Source organism: Arcobacter denitrificans (SeqCode) (assembly GCF_048571185.1).
In the GTDB taxonomy this organism is placed as follows: domain Bacteria; phylum Campylobacterota; class Campylobacteria; order Campylobacterales; family Arcobacteraceae; genus Arcobacter; species Arcobacter denitrificans.
In genome coordinates this window covers 541,756-555,639 of record NZ_CP182350.1, presented here as the reverse complement: position 1 = coordinate 555,639, position 13,884 = coordinate 541,756, and the positions used below count along the sequence as shown (strand labels likewise).

Genomic DNA, 13,884 nt, shown 5'->3' with positions numbered 1-13,884 from the left:
GTCGTTTAAAGTTAAATTTTCACTTTTAACATACATTATGTATATTAAAGTTATAAATATCAATATAAAATAAACATCATAATTATAATCTATAATAAAAATATATAGAAAAAATATTTCATTTTGTAATATTTATCTGTATAAATGCTTAAAATAAACTATTTAGATGAATATATAATAAACAAGTTAATTTAAGTACTTTATTTATATAATGTATATTCAATAAATAGTTAACCTAAAAAAGGAATTATGTGAAAATTTATGTATTAGGCAGTAACCCTCAAGAAAGAGGAAAGCAGTTAGAAAACCTTACTGAAAAAATTCTTGAACTAAAGGGATACAAAAAAATCATAAATAGGGAAATAAGTACAGGTGGACATGAAATTGATTTAAGAGCAGTCAAAGAACAAGAGATTATTAATATAACAGAACAAATTCATTTGATTTGCGAATGTAAAGCCCATGTTAAACCTACTAATACAACCGATTGGTTGAAATTTTTAGGAAAGCTTTATCTGGAAGAATCCAAAACACAAGAAAAAATGTATGCTTGTTTTATTTCACTATATGGTGTAAATGGAAATGTATCTGGAAGTTATGAAGATTTAAAAAATAAAAAAAAGAATATAGAAATCATAACTGGTGAAGATTTACTTTCAATATTAAGTAAGCTTTATAATTTAAGTGAAATAGATATATTAAAAAGAAATATTAATCAATATACTAAGAATAATATTTTAAATATTTCTATGCTTTATTATAATAAATTGTACTGGTTAGTTGAGTTTAGTAGAGATTTATTTACAATATTAGAATCAGATGGAAGTGATATTCAATCAAATGATAATTTAATTGAAATGGCAAAAGACTTTACAAATGGTAATTTTACAAATATTATACAAGAAAAAGAAAAAAGTGATATTATAGAATTATATGAGAAATTTTTTATACTAATTTTAATGGAATCAGAAATAGAACTCACAAAAGAAACCCTGCTTAACGAATTCAAAAGTTATTTAAAACAGTCTAATATTAAGTATCATAAAAATTATGTTTTTGAAGCTCTAAAACATATAAAAGATAGAGATTTTATTATTAGTGATGATGATAAATTTTTATTATCCTTAAATAGTATCAATGATAAGTTATTATTTTATAAATTTTTATTAGAAAATCAAATTTTACTAAAATCATTAAATACAAATATATATCAAAAATACATTGATTTTGATTTACTAGAAGCAATTATAAAAATTCAACATAATATAATATTATCAGAAGAAGAAAAAACAAAATTTTTAAATTTTATAAAAATGTCACCTTCTTCATTAAGTTTAGTATTGTATGAAATTGATTTGATTGTTAATCATAGAAAAAAATCTAATGATTTTTCAGAAACAATGGAAATTGCTGATAAAAATATTTTATTTATGCTTTTACATCAAAAATTAGAAATGGATTTTAATAATAAAGTATTTAATGACTTTTATTATCTTCATAATCTGGTTGAAGAGTTAGAAGTAGAACATTTAATTAAACTAAAAGATAAAACGAAAGTAATTTTAGAAAACAAAAACAAAAAACGACTGGGAATAGGTCAAATGGCTGATGAATATAATAATCAATTAATTCCAGTTTTGTTATTAGAAAATGCACCTGAACCATGGGAAAAGGTTAACAAAACATAGCACACTAATAAAGTACCTGTGGCACTTTATTAGTGTATTTAAGCGTTAGTTACAAAAATTTATTAGAAGGTTATAATGACTATTCAAGATAAAAAAAATAAATATACTATATGTATGGATGAAATTAAAAAACGAGTTGAAGTGGTTGAATCAATACTCGACAATAAAGTAAGTACTCCATATTTAATTACAACTGTTGAATTAATTTGTATACAAATTAGGAAAATTCTTGAATTGATTGCTTTATCATCATTGGTTGCGAATAAAGAAGAATATCAAAAAGTAAAAGATAATATCAATAGTGCTTGGCGTACAAAAAATATTTTAAAAGATTTGAGTACTATAAATCCAAATTATTATCCTCAACCTATAACTCTTCAGTGCTGGAATGGAGATATAAATAATACAAGAACTCAACCTGTTGAAACTGGTTTTTTAACTAGAGAAGAATTATTAAATATATATTCGATTTGTGGAGGTCTACTTCATGCACAAAATCCTTTTGCTCATAAAAAGCAATTTGAAAATATATTAAAACAAGTACCTTCATGGTTAAAAAAAATAAAAAAATTAACAAATGTTCATGTAGTACAATTAGTAGATGAAAGCACTATGTTTATAACAATAATCAATTTTGACTATGAAAAAGATGTTTCAGTAGGTGTCTATGATAGACAATAGGCAATTAAAATTAACTGTGCGTACAAATGCAACTAACAAAACATTGGAGAGAAATATTTGACCCTGTGGCTCAAATATTTCTCAACTCAACCGTTATAAGCATAAAAACTAAAACATATAAGGAATTAAAATATGTACGATACTGAAACAACAGAATATGCACAAGAACAAGAAAAATTGATTAAATGTTTAGAGTATCGTATCCATGGTACTAATGATAATCGCACAGACAATCGACAAACATTAATGAGAGATTATGCAAGAGTTTTATATTCATCTTCATTTAGACGACTGCAAGGTAAAATGCAACTATTAGGAGTAGATGCCAATAAATTTAATCGTAATAGGCTTACTCACAGTTTAGAAGTAGCACAAATTGCAAGAACAATAGCTTTTGAACTTGGATTAGAAGATACTGTTGTTACTGAAACAGCTGCACTTGCACATGATATTGGAAATCCACCATTTGGTCATCATGGAGAAGTAATTCTTAATGAGTTAAGTTCCAACTGTGGAGGTTATGAAGGAAATGCTCAAGCATTTAGAATACTCAATACTCTAGAAAAAAAGCATCACAAATATTCAGGTCTTAATTTGAATATTAGAACATTAATGGCAGTAACAAAATATTTTTTTACTAAAGATCAAAATCCAAAAAAATTTTTATATGATGATGATTATAACTTTATATCAACTGAATTAAAAAAGCATAATCTATCAATTACTAAAAGTATAGATGCTCAAATCATGGATTTATCAGATGAAATAGCATATGCCGCTCATGACCTAGAAGATGCAATAAGTTTTGGCATGATAAGTTTAGGCGAAATTGTTCATGAATTTAGAATTAATGAAAAATACAAACCTGCTTTACAATCAATCATAGATATTGCACAAAGTGTTCAAGCTGAAGCATCTAAATCGAATAGTTTAAATTCTTCAGAAGAATATTCAATAGTATTAAAAAAAGAATTGACATCTACAATTGTAAATATGTTGTGTTCTGATATAGGTTTAGTAAAAAATGAACATGGAGATAATGAACTTGGATATAAAAATTATGCTTTGTTGGCGGAAGGCTTAAAAAAGTTACTATTTAACGCCATATTACGTAAAAAAGATATTCAACTTTATGAACGAAGAGGTGAAAAAATCATAAGAGGCTTATTTGAAGTATATAGCGATGAAAAATACAATAAAGACAATATTTTATTACCAGCAGAATTAAGAGCAATTCATGATTGTAAAGGTCGTGTTGTAACTGACTATATATCTGGAATGATGGATTCTTATGCTGCACAAGAATATGAAAAATACTTTGGTAAAAGCAGTGCAGAAAATTTATACTTTAAGCAACCAAGCTTATAACAAATCATTGGAGATAAATAAATTACCCTGCGGCTAATTTATTTATCAACTTAACCGTTATACATAGGAAATCATGAATAAAGTTATCTATTATATTTTATTAATTTCAGTACTGGGAATAGCTTTTTTTGGAGCATACACATTATCAATGTTAACTTATTTTTCAATATCTGATTTTCATTCTTCATCACCTTGTCATAACTTTTTATGGGGAAATGGTTATACAAAAGTAGAATTAAGCCATAGATATAATAGCTCTATTTTAATTAGTGCACTTTTTGTATCTATAATTCAATTGACTTTGTATTTTTTGTTAAAGCAGAAAATACAATATTATAAAACTATATCAATTGCGTTTAGTGGTATACTTTTCATACTTATATTTTATAGCATTTATCAAGGTAAAGAAGCTGGTTTAAATTTAATAGAACAATGTTCTAAAAAATTAAGTATAACAAAACCTCGGAGAGAAATAGTTTACCCTTGCGGGCAAAACTATTTCTCAAATTAAACGTTATCTAAAAGGAATGAAATGCTAAGAAAAATTATACTTACAACAGTAATATTGTTGTCCGTGAGCTTAAGTGCTAAAGATTTAAATAACATTAAATCGCAAATGAATAAACTAAAAGTAAACACAGCATTAGTTGTGCCATCACAAGCAGTTGATGAATATCCTTTGTGGTCAAAGGATGGACAATATCTATTTGCTAATGTAATGGGTAAGTGGTACAAAGTTAATTTAAATGATATTGAATTAGCTCCAACTAAATGGAGAAAAGATAAAGCATTAGGGGTAATAAATTCTAAAAATACAATTTCTTTAGCTGAAACAAATGAAATAAATAAACCAAAACAACAAACAAAGTTTGGTGCAAGAGAATATATCACAAATGATAATACAAAATTTGAATTTAAAAGAAGTAAAATGGGAACACAATTTATTATCACAAAAAATAAAAATAAACCATCTATTCAATGGTCATCAGGAATGGAAAACTGTCATAGTTTTACATCAAATGAAAAAGAAAATTATATAGCATTTATTTGTGAAATGAATGGTGTATTTATATATAAAATCATAGAATAGATAACAAAACATTGGAGAGAAATAAATTACCCTGCGGCTAATTTATTTCTCAACTTAAACGTTATATGAAAGAGAACTAAATGCTGAAAAAATTTCTAATCAATAAAAAAAGAATACTTCAAAAAATTGAAGATATAAAATATAAATCGGATATAGGACAATCGCAATATTTAGCTTCTGTAATATTTAAATATCGAGATAGAGTTATTTCTGCTGCTGCAATTCAGGCATTACATAAAATAGCTTTAGAAAATGATGGAGCCGCAGTTCTTATGCCTAACTACTTTATTGATCCTAAATCACCACAAAGTTTTTCTCTTTTTATTCTGGATGTTTGGGGAATTGATGGAAGAGGCACTGCAGTTTCTGGAATTGTATCAAGTGGTACTTTAGGATATGGTAATTCTTTGATAGTAAAAAAAGCCGACGGTAGAGATATTTATACTGAATGTTTAGATATAAATTTACATGAAGAAACAGATACTATATCTCCAGGTGATAAAATTACTATTTTCTTAAAAGATATATCTATGGGAGAAGTTTGTCAAGGAGATGCTATTTATGCTAAAACAATATAACAAATTAGTGGAGCCAATAAATTACCCTTCGGGCAATTTATTGGCTCATTTGAAACGTTATATATAAAAAGGAATAAGATTGATTCTTGAAATAATTAAAGATACACCAATATGGGTTTTTATATTATTTATAAGTTTACTTTTTTTAGGATATACCCAAACAAAAGATAGAAAAGTAAAATTAAAAAGAATATTTATTTTACCTACCGCTATGATCCTACTATCATTATTCGGTATTTTTTCTGCTTTTGGAACAGTGATAACCGCATTAGTACTATGGTTTATTAGCGGATTTATATTTTTACTTATAGGATTAAAATTGTCGTTTCCTAAAAATATTAAATATAATGTATCTGAAGATGTTTTTTATGTTTCAGGTAGTTGGATACCTATGATTCTTATACTAATTATATTTTGTATTAAATATTTTGTTGGCGTTGCCATTGCAAGAGAATTACCTATTATAAATGAGTTAGAATTTATTATGAGTGTTAGTTTTTTATATGGTTCACTAAGTGGCATTTTTCTATCAAGAAGTATTGTAATAATGCAATCAAAAATATATAACAAGTCATTGGAGAGAAATATTTGACCCTGCGGCTCAAATATTTCTCAACTCAAACGTTATATCTAAAATTTAATATAAGGCATAAATTATGAGATTAGTATTTTTTACAATTTTGATAAGTTTACAATTATTTTCTAGTGAAATGAGAAATTGTACTAAAGAAGATTTAGTGGGTGGCACTTGGATCGTGAGCCATAGTAAACTTTTTGATAAAACAGCAGATCAAACAAGAGGTTCTTATTTAAGTAATTTTTTAAGACCATTACAGCTCTTAAGATATATGGAAAATGATGAATTACGAAGTATTTACTCTGAAACTAAACCAGAAGATAACAAATTTGAATTTTCAATAAAGCTATTAAATTATCCGCAAGGTGATTTCTTTTCAGTTGATAAAAATGGAATCATTACCGTCACAAGAACAAGCGGTGAAATTGCAGAACAGATGTATTGTAAGTGTTATATGAAAGGTGTTCCAAAAGCTAACATAGCAAAAGGTTCTATTTATTTACTTCGATATAACGGAAGTAAGCCTCTAGTTGGAAATGTATATCAACGCATTCCTTCTAGTGTAATAGAAAACATAGAAAAAAACAAAACTACTTCAAATAAGGAAGTAAAATAGATATAACAAATCAGTGGAGCCAATAAATTACCCTGCGGGCAATTCATCGGCTCATTTTAAACGTTAGATTACACAAAAGAACTACTAAAATAGTATGTAGTAAAGGTGACAAAAAATTTTAATTTAATGTTTTTGTCAATATTAAGTTACAATATATTATACTTATATCATGATTAAGTGACTAGAGGTATCCTCGGTCATATTAGCTTAATCCTCTAAAGTGCAATATTACTGTGACTAAGCCCTTTAAAGGGCTTATGTAAAGGTAAAAATTTGAATAAAACTTCATTAGAAACAGCTTTCAATTCATATTTTCATAATAAACATTCATTTCGAGATTTTTTAAATATTAATATAAATAATGAATATACACAAATTTTTTACTCTAAAAATACTTTTTCTCCATCAAAAAAATTGAAGCAATTCCAACAGTTTTTAAATCTATTTATTTTTGATCATCTAAATATTAATAAAGATGTTGTCTTTTCTTATAGAAAAGGTGTAAGTACAATTGATGCAATCAAACCACATAAAAACAAGAAATTTATATATACGACAGATATTCAATCTTTTTTTACTCATATTGAAACTGAAAAAATAAAACATATCATATTGGAAAATAAAAACAATTATATTATTCTTGAAGAAGATATAGAAAAATATATAGACAATATTCTAAGCTTAGTTACATATAAAAATGTTCTACCTATTGGTGCACCAACTTCACCAAAAATAAGTAATGCATATTTATTAAAACTTGATAACTTAGTGCAAGAATATTGTGAAAAAAATGAAATAATATTTACCAGATATTCAGATGATTTTATCTTTTCCTCTGACTCAAAAGAAAAGTTAATTAATCTTGATGACATACTTGAAGGTTCTTTAGAAAAATCAGAATACTTAAATTTAACAATAAATAGGAAAAAAACCAAGTTACAAAGACAAGGTTCAAATATTACACTTTTAGGCTTAACCATAACTCCACAAGGGCATATTACCGTAAATAAAAAAATCAAAAATGACTTAGAAATATTATTGCATTTTTACTTAACTGATAAGTCTAAATTTAATGATGTTTTTGAAAACAACTACTCGTCAAAAATTGAAAAAGTTTCTGGAGTTATCAGTCATATCAATTCAATAGACAAAACTTATGTTTCAAAACTTAGAAAAAAATATGGAAGCTATATAGTTAATTCATTTATACATAGAGATATTTCATATGAATAAACTTTCTCTATGCATAGAAAATCTTCAACATATTAAAAAACTTGATTTTGAAATAGATATATCAAAATCAGGGATAATGGCTATTGTAGGTAAAAATGGTGTTGGTAAGACAATGTTGTTTAAAGCTATTCAGAATTTTACGACTTCAAATACTTTTAAAAATACTTCAAATAATTACATATATAAAAATGATAGTAAAATTACTTATCACATTAATGAAAATGAAGAAACTTATCAATTTACATACAATAGTAATGTTGAAACATTAGATTACAAAGGAGAAGTAAATTCTGAATGTATAGATAAAATAACTGTTGAACTTCCTATTCCTTTTGGAGAAAGATTTAAACAATTTCAAAAACTTGGAAATCAAGATAAAGCAATAAGAGCTGCAATTATTTCAGGTAATACTAGTAAACCAGAAGAATTAATTGACTTACTTAACTATATTTATGACAGTAATAAATTTGACAACTTAGTTGAAATCAATATCAAATTAGAAAAATTTTATGCAATCGAGTTAGAGGATTCTCTTTATATACGTGAAGACTATTTAAGTTCAGGTGAATATTTTATTGTCAATATTTATAAATATATAAAAGAAGGTAAAAAACTCATTGCAATTGATGAGATAGATATTTCTTTAGATTCTATGGCTCAAGTAAGGTTTATTGAAAAGCTTAGGGAACTATCAAAAGAATATGAATTAAAACTACTTTTTTCTACACATTCACTTGCATTAATAAAAACACTTGACAAAGATGAGCTTTTTTATATGGAGTTAAATAATGGAATATGTACATATGAAAAAAAATCATATAATTATATAAAAAGTCTACTTTACGGTTTTCATGATTATGATAAATACATTTTAACCGAAGATACCATGTTGAATAGTTTTATTGAATACTTATTAAAGAATGAAAACATATTCCCTAAGTATATATTATTAGAGATAGGTGGTGATGTACAAGTTATATCATTGATGGATAGAAATCACGTTAAGGAAATTTTTGATAAGCAACAAAATGTAATAAGTGTGCTAGATGGAGATAAAAGCCATATGGGGGCTTACAACAAAAGAGAGGATATTCTCTTTTTACCTTTTAAAAGTATTGAAAAAGATTTTTTTGAGTATTTTAAAAGTGGAGAATTTGGGAGTTTTTCTGATGAACAATTACGTAGTTATAATTTTCAAGGTACCTTGAATGATAGAAAATCTGGGAAAAAAATCTATGAAATGTTTATAAATAATAAGTTAAAAAGTGAAAAAGAAATTTTCGACTTCTTATGCTTAAAAAATAAAGCAGAAGTGCAAATATTTAAAGATAAATTAGTAGATTTTTTGAATAGGTAACTAACATAAAAATCTAACAAAACCTAGCAGTGAACGCACAGCGTCACTGAAGTTAATCGTTATACTAGAAGGAGTACAAAGTGGAAAACACACCCCAGAGGTTGAATCTCCACTTTACTACAAGCTTCAAATTACATTCTGTAATATTTTTAAAACAGTTTAATTTTTTTCGTTACGATACTTTTATAAAACTTTAGGAGTATCACATGCAAAATAACTCAAATATCTTACATCAAACATCAGTTGATGAAAAAATATTTATCATTCGTGGAATTCAAGTGATGATTGATAGGGATTTGGCAGAATTGTATCAGGTTGAAACTCGAGCATTAAATCAAGCTGTTAAAAGAAATATTGATAGTTTTCCAAGTGATTTTATGTTTGAATTGACAAATGAAGAAAAGAGTGAGCTTATCACAAAATGTGATAAGCTTCAAAAGCTTAAATATTATCCCTCAAAAATAAAAGTTTTTACTGAACAAGGTGTCTATATGCTTGCGACAGTTTTAAAAAGTAAAATTGCACGAGAAGTAAATATTTCTATTATGAGAACGTTCACACGACTCAAAAATCAAGCAGTTCCATATTTTGACATCATTAAACGGCTTGAAAAATTAGAAACAGAAGATACTAAAACTAAAGAGTTATTGCGCAATGTTGTACAAGTTATTAATTCAATGCAAGAACTTCAAGATGAAGCAGAACAAACAACCCAAAAAATTGGTTTTGTCAAAGAGTAAAAAGTAAAATTCTGGGACAGAATACTTATTACTAAATATTAGTATATTGCCTTTCTGATTCTCTTATTTGTGCACCCCTAACTCAGACTCTTTAAGTCTTTACATGCTGTCATGATTTCTTGAAACATCTCAGGCATAGCAGATGGATCCATAGCTGTGATGATATTTTTATCCACGCTCACAGGTTTATTGATGTAATTTGCACCGGCATTTTTAAGGTCATCTTGAATGGAGGGAAAAGATGTCATGTTCTTATCTTTGCATATTTGAGCTGAAACCAAAACCCAAGGGCCATGACAAATAGCAGCGATGAGTTTTTCACTTTGGTGCATTTCTTGAACAAAATCTAAAATATCTTTATTTGCTCTTAGTTTATCAGGGGCATATCCTCCAGGTATAAAAACAATATCATATGTATTACTTTGTACCTCACTAATAGATAAGTCCGCTTTAAAAATGCCTCCTTTTTTACCTTTGATACTTTTTTTTGTTTGTGATATCACATCTACGTCATATTTTTCTTCTAAAAAACGATAGTAAGGATATAAAAACTCAACATCTTCAACCATATCTTCTATTAAAATAGCAATTTTTAACATAGGTACTCCTTTTGTCTGTCATACGAATTATTTTAAAGTAACACATATTTTTATGAGTGTCAAGGAAATTAACAAAAATCAAGTTATTCATCCCAACAAAAACAGCAACAGCTTTTTGATGAAATAGATATTTTACCAATAGATATAAAAACTAAAATTGTAGATAAAATACTAAATAGCATAAGTCCTGCTGATAAAACTATTGATGACTTATGGATAAAAGAAGTAAATAAAAGAAAAAATGATATTGAGTCAGGTAAGGTAAGCTTAGTTGATGGTGATGAAGTTTTTAAAAAAATATCTCAAAGATTAAAATAATAAATGACTTATCCCTTTCATCCTGATGCCTAGATAGAGTTTAATATTTCAATCGATTATTATGAAGAATGTAAAAGAAACCTTGGTTTGGAATTTGCCAATGAAGTTTACAAAACTATTCAAAGAATTTTAAAATACCCAAAAGCTTGGCAAAGCTTAGATAATGATATTAGAAGATGTTTAACTAATAGATTTCCATTTGGAATAATTTATTATCAAAGAAATGAAGAAATAATTATTTTGGCAGTAATGCAACTAAATCGAGAACCAAATTATTGGAGAGAACGAAGCCAAAGTTAAAAATAAGAGATAAACCAATAGCCCTAAAAGCTATTGGCTTAAATTTTCTAATCTATAGGTATAACAGGATTTAATCCTGCAGTAATATGTAAAAAATGTCTGTGTTTTTCAAAATGATCAATAATATCATTTGCAACTACATCCATCTCATACCCATAAATATCATAGGCTTTATTCCCATCTTGTAAATATACTTCTGCTCTAGCATATTTTTTCTGCTCATGGGTTGGATTAAGTATTTCAGGAAATGCATATGTTGGTGTATCATATCTACTGAATCTTACTTCATAAATAAAGTCTAAATCACCATTGTGTTCTACTGTTAAAACAGAAACACTTTTTTCTTTATTATTGGTAACTTCTACATTCCATCCATGACTTTCAAGCTCTTCTTCTACAGTTTTCATGGCAGTAATTACATCTTCGTTGATATATCTTCTTGTCTCTTCTGGCGGTGGAAATTCAATAAGTCTTGAAAGTCTATTTTGCCAAGTTCCAGAGATTTTTCCATGTCGTCCTGCATTCATATGATGCTGAAGTGACTCATATCTTATAGCTTCTAAATGTAAGGCTTTATAAAGTCCCCAGCAAGCAATAAGCATAATAATAGCAAAGGGTAGAGCTATGACAATAGACGCTGCTTGTAAAGCTGCTAGTCCACCAGCTATTAGTAGTGCTGCTGCTACGACACCTTCAAGTACTGCCCAAAAGATTCTTTGCCATACAGGATTGTTTTCTCTTCCTCCACTTGAAATAGTATCTACTACCAATGAACCTGAATCCGAAGAAGTTACAAAGAATGTGATAACTAAAATAATAGCAACAATAGAAATAATACTAGCAAAAGGAAAGTGTTCCAAAAATTTAAATAAAGCAGTTGCAACATCTGCTGATACAGCTGTACTTAAATCAGTAAATCCTTCTTTCATAATAGCATGTAATGCACTGTTTCCAAAAACTGTCATCCAAATAAAAGTAAATCCTACAGGAACAAATAACACACCAAGAACAAACTCTCTTATTGTTCTACCTCGTGAAACTCGTGCAATAAACATCCCTACAAAAGGTGCCCAAGCAATCCACCAAGCCCAATAAAAGAATGTCCACCATCCCATCCATTTAGTATCTTCATAAATATATTGATTAAATGTCATTTGTATAATATGAGTTAAATAATTCCCCATATTTTCAACCAATGCACCAAGCAAGAAAAAGCTTGGACCTGCAATAAATACAAATAAAACAAGAGCAAAAGCTAGATAAAGATTTAGTTCAGATAATCGTTTGATTCCTCCATCAAGTCCTAAAACAACAGAAACTGTTGCCATAGTTGTAATAATAGCAATCAAGATAATTTGTGTAGTAAGTCCAACTGGAATATCAAAGATATAATTAAGTCCTGCATTGACTTGTAAAACTCCCAAACCAAGTGAGGTAGCAACACCAAAAATAGTTCCAAGTATAGCAACAGTATCAACACTATGTCCTATTTTCCCATAAATCTTGTCACCTATCATAGGATAAAGTGCTGATCTTATAGAAAGTGGTAATCCATGTCTAAAAGAAAAATATGCCAGTACTAAACCAACAACAGCATAAATCGCCCAAGCATGTAATCCCCAGTGGAAAAAAGTTATTTTCATAGCCTGCTTAGCAGCTTCTATAGTCTCTTTATCCCCAGAAGGAGGTGCACCATAGTGCATAACAGGTTCTGCTACACCCCAAAACATCAATCCTATACCCATACCAGCACTAAAAAGCATGGCAAACCATGAAAGATGACTATAAGCAGGTTTTGATTGGTCAGGGCCAAGTTTAAATCGCCCAAAAGGTGAAACTGCTAGAAATATTACAAATAAAGTAAAAATTCCAACGCTTAGCATATAAAGCCAGCCGAATTTATCAGATATGAATTGTTTCATACCACTAAAAGTTTCACCTGCTATTTGAGGCATGGCCATTGCGAATATCACAAGTATTGCAATAATAGCAACGGAAGGGTAAAAAACTGGTTTTAATACAGTTGATTGTTTCTTCTTATTTTCCATAATTCTCCTTTAATAAAAACCCATTATATCGTCAAAGTAATATGATGTCCCTAAAAGAGGGAGGTTTTAAAGTATTAAACTATCTTTATCTTTGTCTACTAGCACCTAGACTACACTTGTCTTTAGACTTTCATTTAATTTGTCAATTTCTTTTGTTGCCTCTTTGATACCATATATATTGAGTGTCATTTTTTATTTTAGAATAAAAAAGTTTTCCTGAGTTTCTCCATGGGTCAAGTACTATACCATCATCAAATTTACAGCCTTTGCAGGTAACTATTAGGGTAGTGTGTTCTTTCCAATAGTCACCCAGATTTGCTCCCCCAATATAATAGTCAAAGCTATTTAACTCTAAACTTTTTGCATGTTCTAGCATATCTTGTGCAAAATGCCAGCATAAACCTTTTTCTTTGATTCCAATATTAACTAAAAAGTTATGGAAGAGTGGAGGGCTTACTAAATCGTATGATTCTTTTAAAAACTTTGCTTGAATAAACATTTCATGGGATAGAGTTTTAGCTTCTTTTTTATTTATTTTGTCATTTAAAGTGGATAATAATATATTTAAATTATCATTAGTTAGATTTCTTTCAACCTGAAGATTGGATACTGTACAGCCTACAAACAAGAGAGGTAATAATATTGTAATTATGTATTTCATGAAAAAAGTATAGCTTATTTTGACTATTAG

At 27.8% G+C, this 13,884-nt stretch carries 16 protein-coding genes; 13 read left to right on the top strand and 3 right to left on the bottom strand.

Annotated elements, in window-relative coordinates:
- The first annotated feature begins 251 nt into the window (after nt 1-251).
- The 11 genes from ACNI28_RS02895 to ACNI28_RS02845 all read left to right on the top strand — a co-directional run bounded on the left by ACNI28_RS02895 (nt 252) and on the right by ACNI28_RS02845 (nt 9,928).
- On the top strand, nt 252-1,688 hold the full coding sequence (locus tag ACNI28_RS02895) for a PDDEXK family nuclease (RefSeq protein WP_419765401.1): 1,437 nt from the start codon (nt 252-254) through the stop codon (nt 1,686-1,688).
- A 75-nt stretch (nt 1,689-1,763) separates the two neighbouring features.
- A complete protein-coding gene (locus ACNI28_RS02890; protein ID WP_419765399.1) occupies nt 1,764-2,369 on the top strand; it encodes a hypothetical protein in 606 nt (201 codons plus the stop codon).
- A gap of 132 nt (nt 2,370-2,501) precedes the next feature.
- Nucleotides 2,502-3,737, top strand: a complete 1,236-nt coding sequence (dgt, locus tag ACNI28_RS02885) for a dGTP triphosphohydrolase (protein ID WP_419765397.1) — start codon at nt 2,502-2,504, stop codon at nt 3,735-3,737.
- 73 nt (nt 3,738-3,810) lie between these two features.
- The gene (locus ACNI28_RS02880; protein WP_419765396.1) at nt 3,811-4,248 is read left to right on the top strand and encodes a hypothetical protein; all 438 of its coding nucleotides are present in this window, start codon (nt 3,811-3,813) and stop codon (nt 4,246-4,248) included.
- A gap of 21 nt (nt 4,249-4,269) precedes the next feature.
- Nucleotides 4,270-4,827, top strand: a complete 558-nt coding sequence (locus tag ACNI28_RS02875; protein ID WP_419765394.1) for a hypothetical protein — start codon at nt 4,270-4,272, stop codon at nt 4,825-4,827.
- A gap of 80 nt (nt 4,828-4,907) precedes the next feature.
- Nucleotides 4,908-5,405 (top strand): hypothetical protein, encoded by a 498-nt coding sequence (locus tag ACNI28_RS02870; RefSeq protein ID WP_419765393.1) that lies wholly within the window; start codon nt 4,908-4,910, stop codon nt 5,403-5,405.
- Between the two features lie 79 nt (nt 5,406-5,484).
- The gene (locus ACNI28_RS02865) at nt 5,485-5,997 is read left to right on the top strand and encodes a DUF6622 family protein (RefSeq protein WP_419765392.1); all 513 of its coding nucleotides are present in this window, start codon (nt 5,485-5,487) and stop codon (nt 5,995-5,997) included.
- Nucleotides 5,998-6,061: 64 nt separating this feature from the next.
- Nucleotides 6,062-6,598: a hypothetical protein gene (locus ACNI28_RS02860; RefSeq protein ID WP_419765391.1), complete on the top strand. Its 537-nt coding sequence runs from the start codon at nt 6,062-6,064 to the stop codon at nt 6,596-6,598.
- 273 nt (nt 6,599-6,871) lie between these two features.
- Nucleotides 6,872-7,831, top strand: coding sequence for a reverse transcriptase domain-containing protein (locus ACNI28_RS02855; RefSeq protein WP_419765390.1), 960 nt, complete (start codon nt 6,872-6,874; stop codon nt 7,829-7,831).
- The gene (locus ACNI28_RS02850) at nt 7,824-9,188 is read left to right on the top strand and encodes an ATP-binding cassette domain-containing protein (RefSeq protein ID WP_419765389.1); all 1,365 of its coding nucleotides are present in this window, start codon (nt 7,824-7,826) and stop codon (nt 9,186-9,188) included. Before ACNI28_RS02855 ends, ACNI28_RS02850 begins: the two co-directional genes overlap by 8 nt.
- A 206-nt stretch (nt 9,189-9,394) precedes the next feature.
- The gene (locus tag ACNI28_RS02845; protein ID WP_419765388.1) at nt 9,395-9,928 is read left to right on the top strand and encodes an ORF6N domain-containing protein; all 534 of its coding nucleotides are present in this window, start codon (nt 9,395-9,397) and stop codon (nt 9,926-9,928) included.
- Between the two features lie 77 nt (nt 9,929-10,005).
- Here ACNI28_RS02845 and ACNI28_RS02840 read toward each other — a convergent pair whose 3' ends face one another.
- Nucleotides 10,006-10,527 carry a type 1 glutamine amidotransferase domain-containing protein gene (locus tag ACNI28_RS02840; protein ID WP_419765386.1) on the bottom strand — a complete coding sequence of 174 codons (522 nt, stop codon included), beginning with the start codon at nt 10,525-10,527 and terminating at the stop codon, nt 10,006-10,008.
- A gap of 123 nt (nt 10,528-10,650) precedes the next feature.
- Between ACNI28_RS02840 and ACNI28_RS02835 the strand changes: the two genes are divergently transcribed.
- Together ACNI28_RS02835 and ACNI28_RS02830 are read left to right on the top strand one after the other, a co-directional pair.
- On the top strand, nt 10,651-10,845 hold the full coding sequence (locus ACNI28_RS02835; protein ID WP_419766442.1) for an addiction module protein: 195 nt from the start codon (nt 10,651-10,653) through the stop codon (nt 10,843-10,845).
- Between the two features lie 87 nt (nt 10,846-10,932).
- On the top strand, nt 10,933-11,145 hold the full coding sequence (locus ACNI28_RS02830; RefSeq protein WP_419765385.1) for a hypothetical protein: 213 nt from the start codon (nt 10,933-10,935) through the stop codon (nt 11,143-11,145).
- Between the two features lie 47 nt (nt 11,146-11,192).
- On the opposite strand, the gene ACNI28_RS02825 is transcribed toward ACNI28_RS02830, so the two are convergent.
- Nucleotides 11,193-13,193: a BCCT family transporter gene (locus ACNI28_RS02825; RefSeq protein WP_419765384.1), complete on the bottom strand. Its 2,001-nt coding sequence runs from the start codon at nt 13,191-13,193 to the stop codon at nt 11,193-11,195.
- Between the two features lie 142 nt (nt 13,194-13,335).
- The gene (locus ACNI28_RS02820) at nt 13,336-13,854 is read right to left on the bottom strand and encodes a hypothetical protein (protein WP_419765383.1); all 519 of its coding nucleotides are present in this window, start codon (nt 13,852-13,854) and stop codon (nt 13,336-13,338) included.
- Nucleotides 13,855-13,884 lie beyond the last annotated feature (30 nt).

Excerpts from the sequence above, each read along its gene's own strand:
- ACNI28_RS02890 (WP_419765399.1), top strand. The coding sequence starts at position 1,764 with ATGACTATTCAAGATAAAAAAAATAAATATACTATATGTATGGATGAA.
- dgt (WP_419765397.1), top strand. The coding sequence starts at position 2,502 with ATGTACGATACTGAAACAACAGAATATGCACAAGAACAAGAAAAATTG.
- ACNI28_RS02880 (WP_419765396.1), top strand. The coding sequence starts at position 3,811 with ATGAATAAAGTTATCTATTATATTTTATTAATTTCAGTACTGGGAATA.
- ACNI28_RS02875 (WP_419765394.1), top strand. The coding sequence starts at position 4,270 with ATGCTAAGAAAAATTATACTTACAACAGTAATATTGTTGTCCGTGAGC.
- ACNI28_RS02870 (WP_419765393.1), top strand. The coding sequence starts at position 4,908 with ATGCTGAAAAAATTTCTAATCAATAAAAAAAGAATACTTCAAAAAATT.
- ACNI28_RS02860 (WP_419765391.1), top strand. The coding sequence starts at position 6,062 with ATGAGATTAGTATTTTTTACAATTTTGATAAGTTTACAATTATTTTCT.
- ACNI28_RS02850 (WP_419765389.1), top strand. The coding sequence starts at position 7,824 with ATGAATAAACTTTCTCTATGCATAGAAAATCTTCAACATATTAAAAAA.
- ACNI28_RS02845 (WP_419765388.1), top strand. The coding sequence starts at position 9,395 with ATGCAAAATAACTCAAATATCTTACATCAAACATCAGTTGATGAAAAA.
- ACNI28_RS02840 (WP_419765386.1), bottom strand. The coding sequence starts at position 10,527 with ATGTTAAAAATTGCTATTTTAATAGAAGATATGGTTGAAGATGTTGAG.
- ACNI28_RS02825 (WP_419765384.1), bottom strand. The coding sequence starts at position 13,193 with ATGGAAAATAAGAAGAAACAATCAACTGTATTAAAACCAGTTTTTTAC.
- ACNI28_RS02820 (WP_419765383.1), bottom strand. The coding sequence starts at position 13,854 with ATGAAATACATAATTACAATATTATTACCTCTCTTGTTTGTAGGCTGT.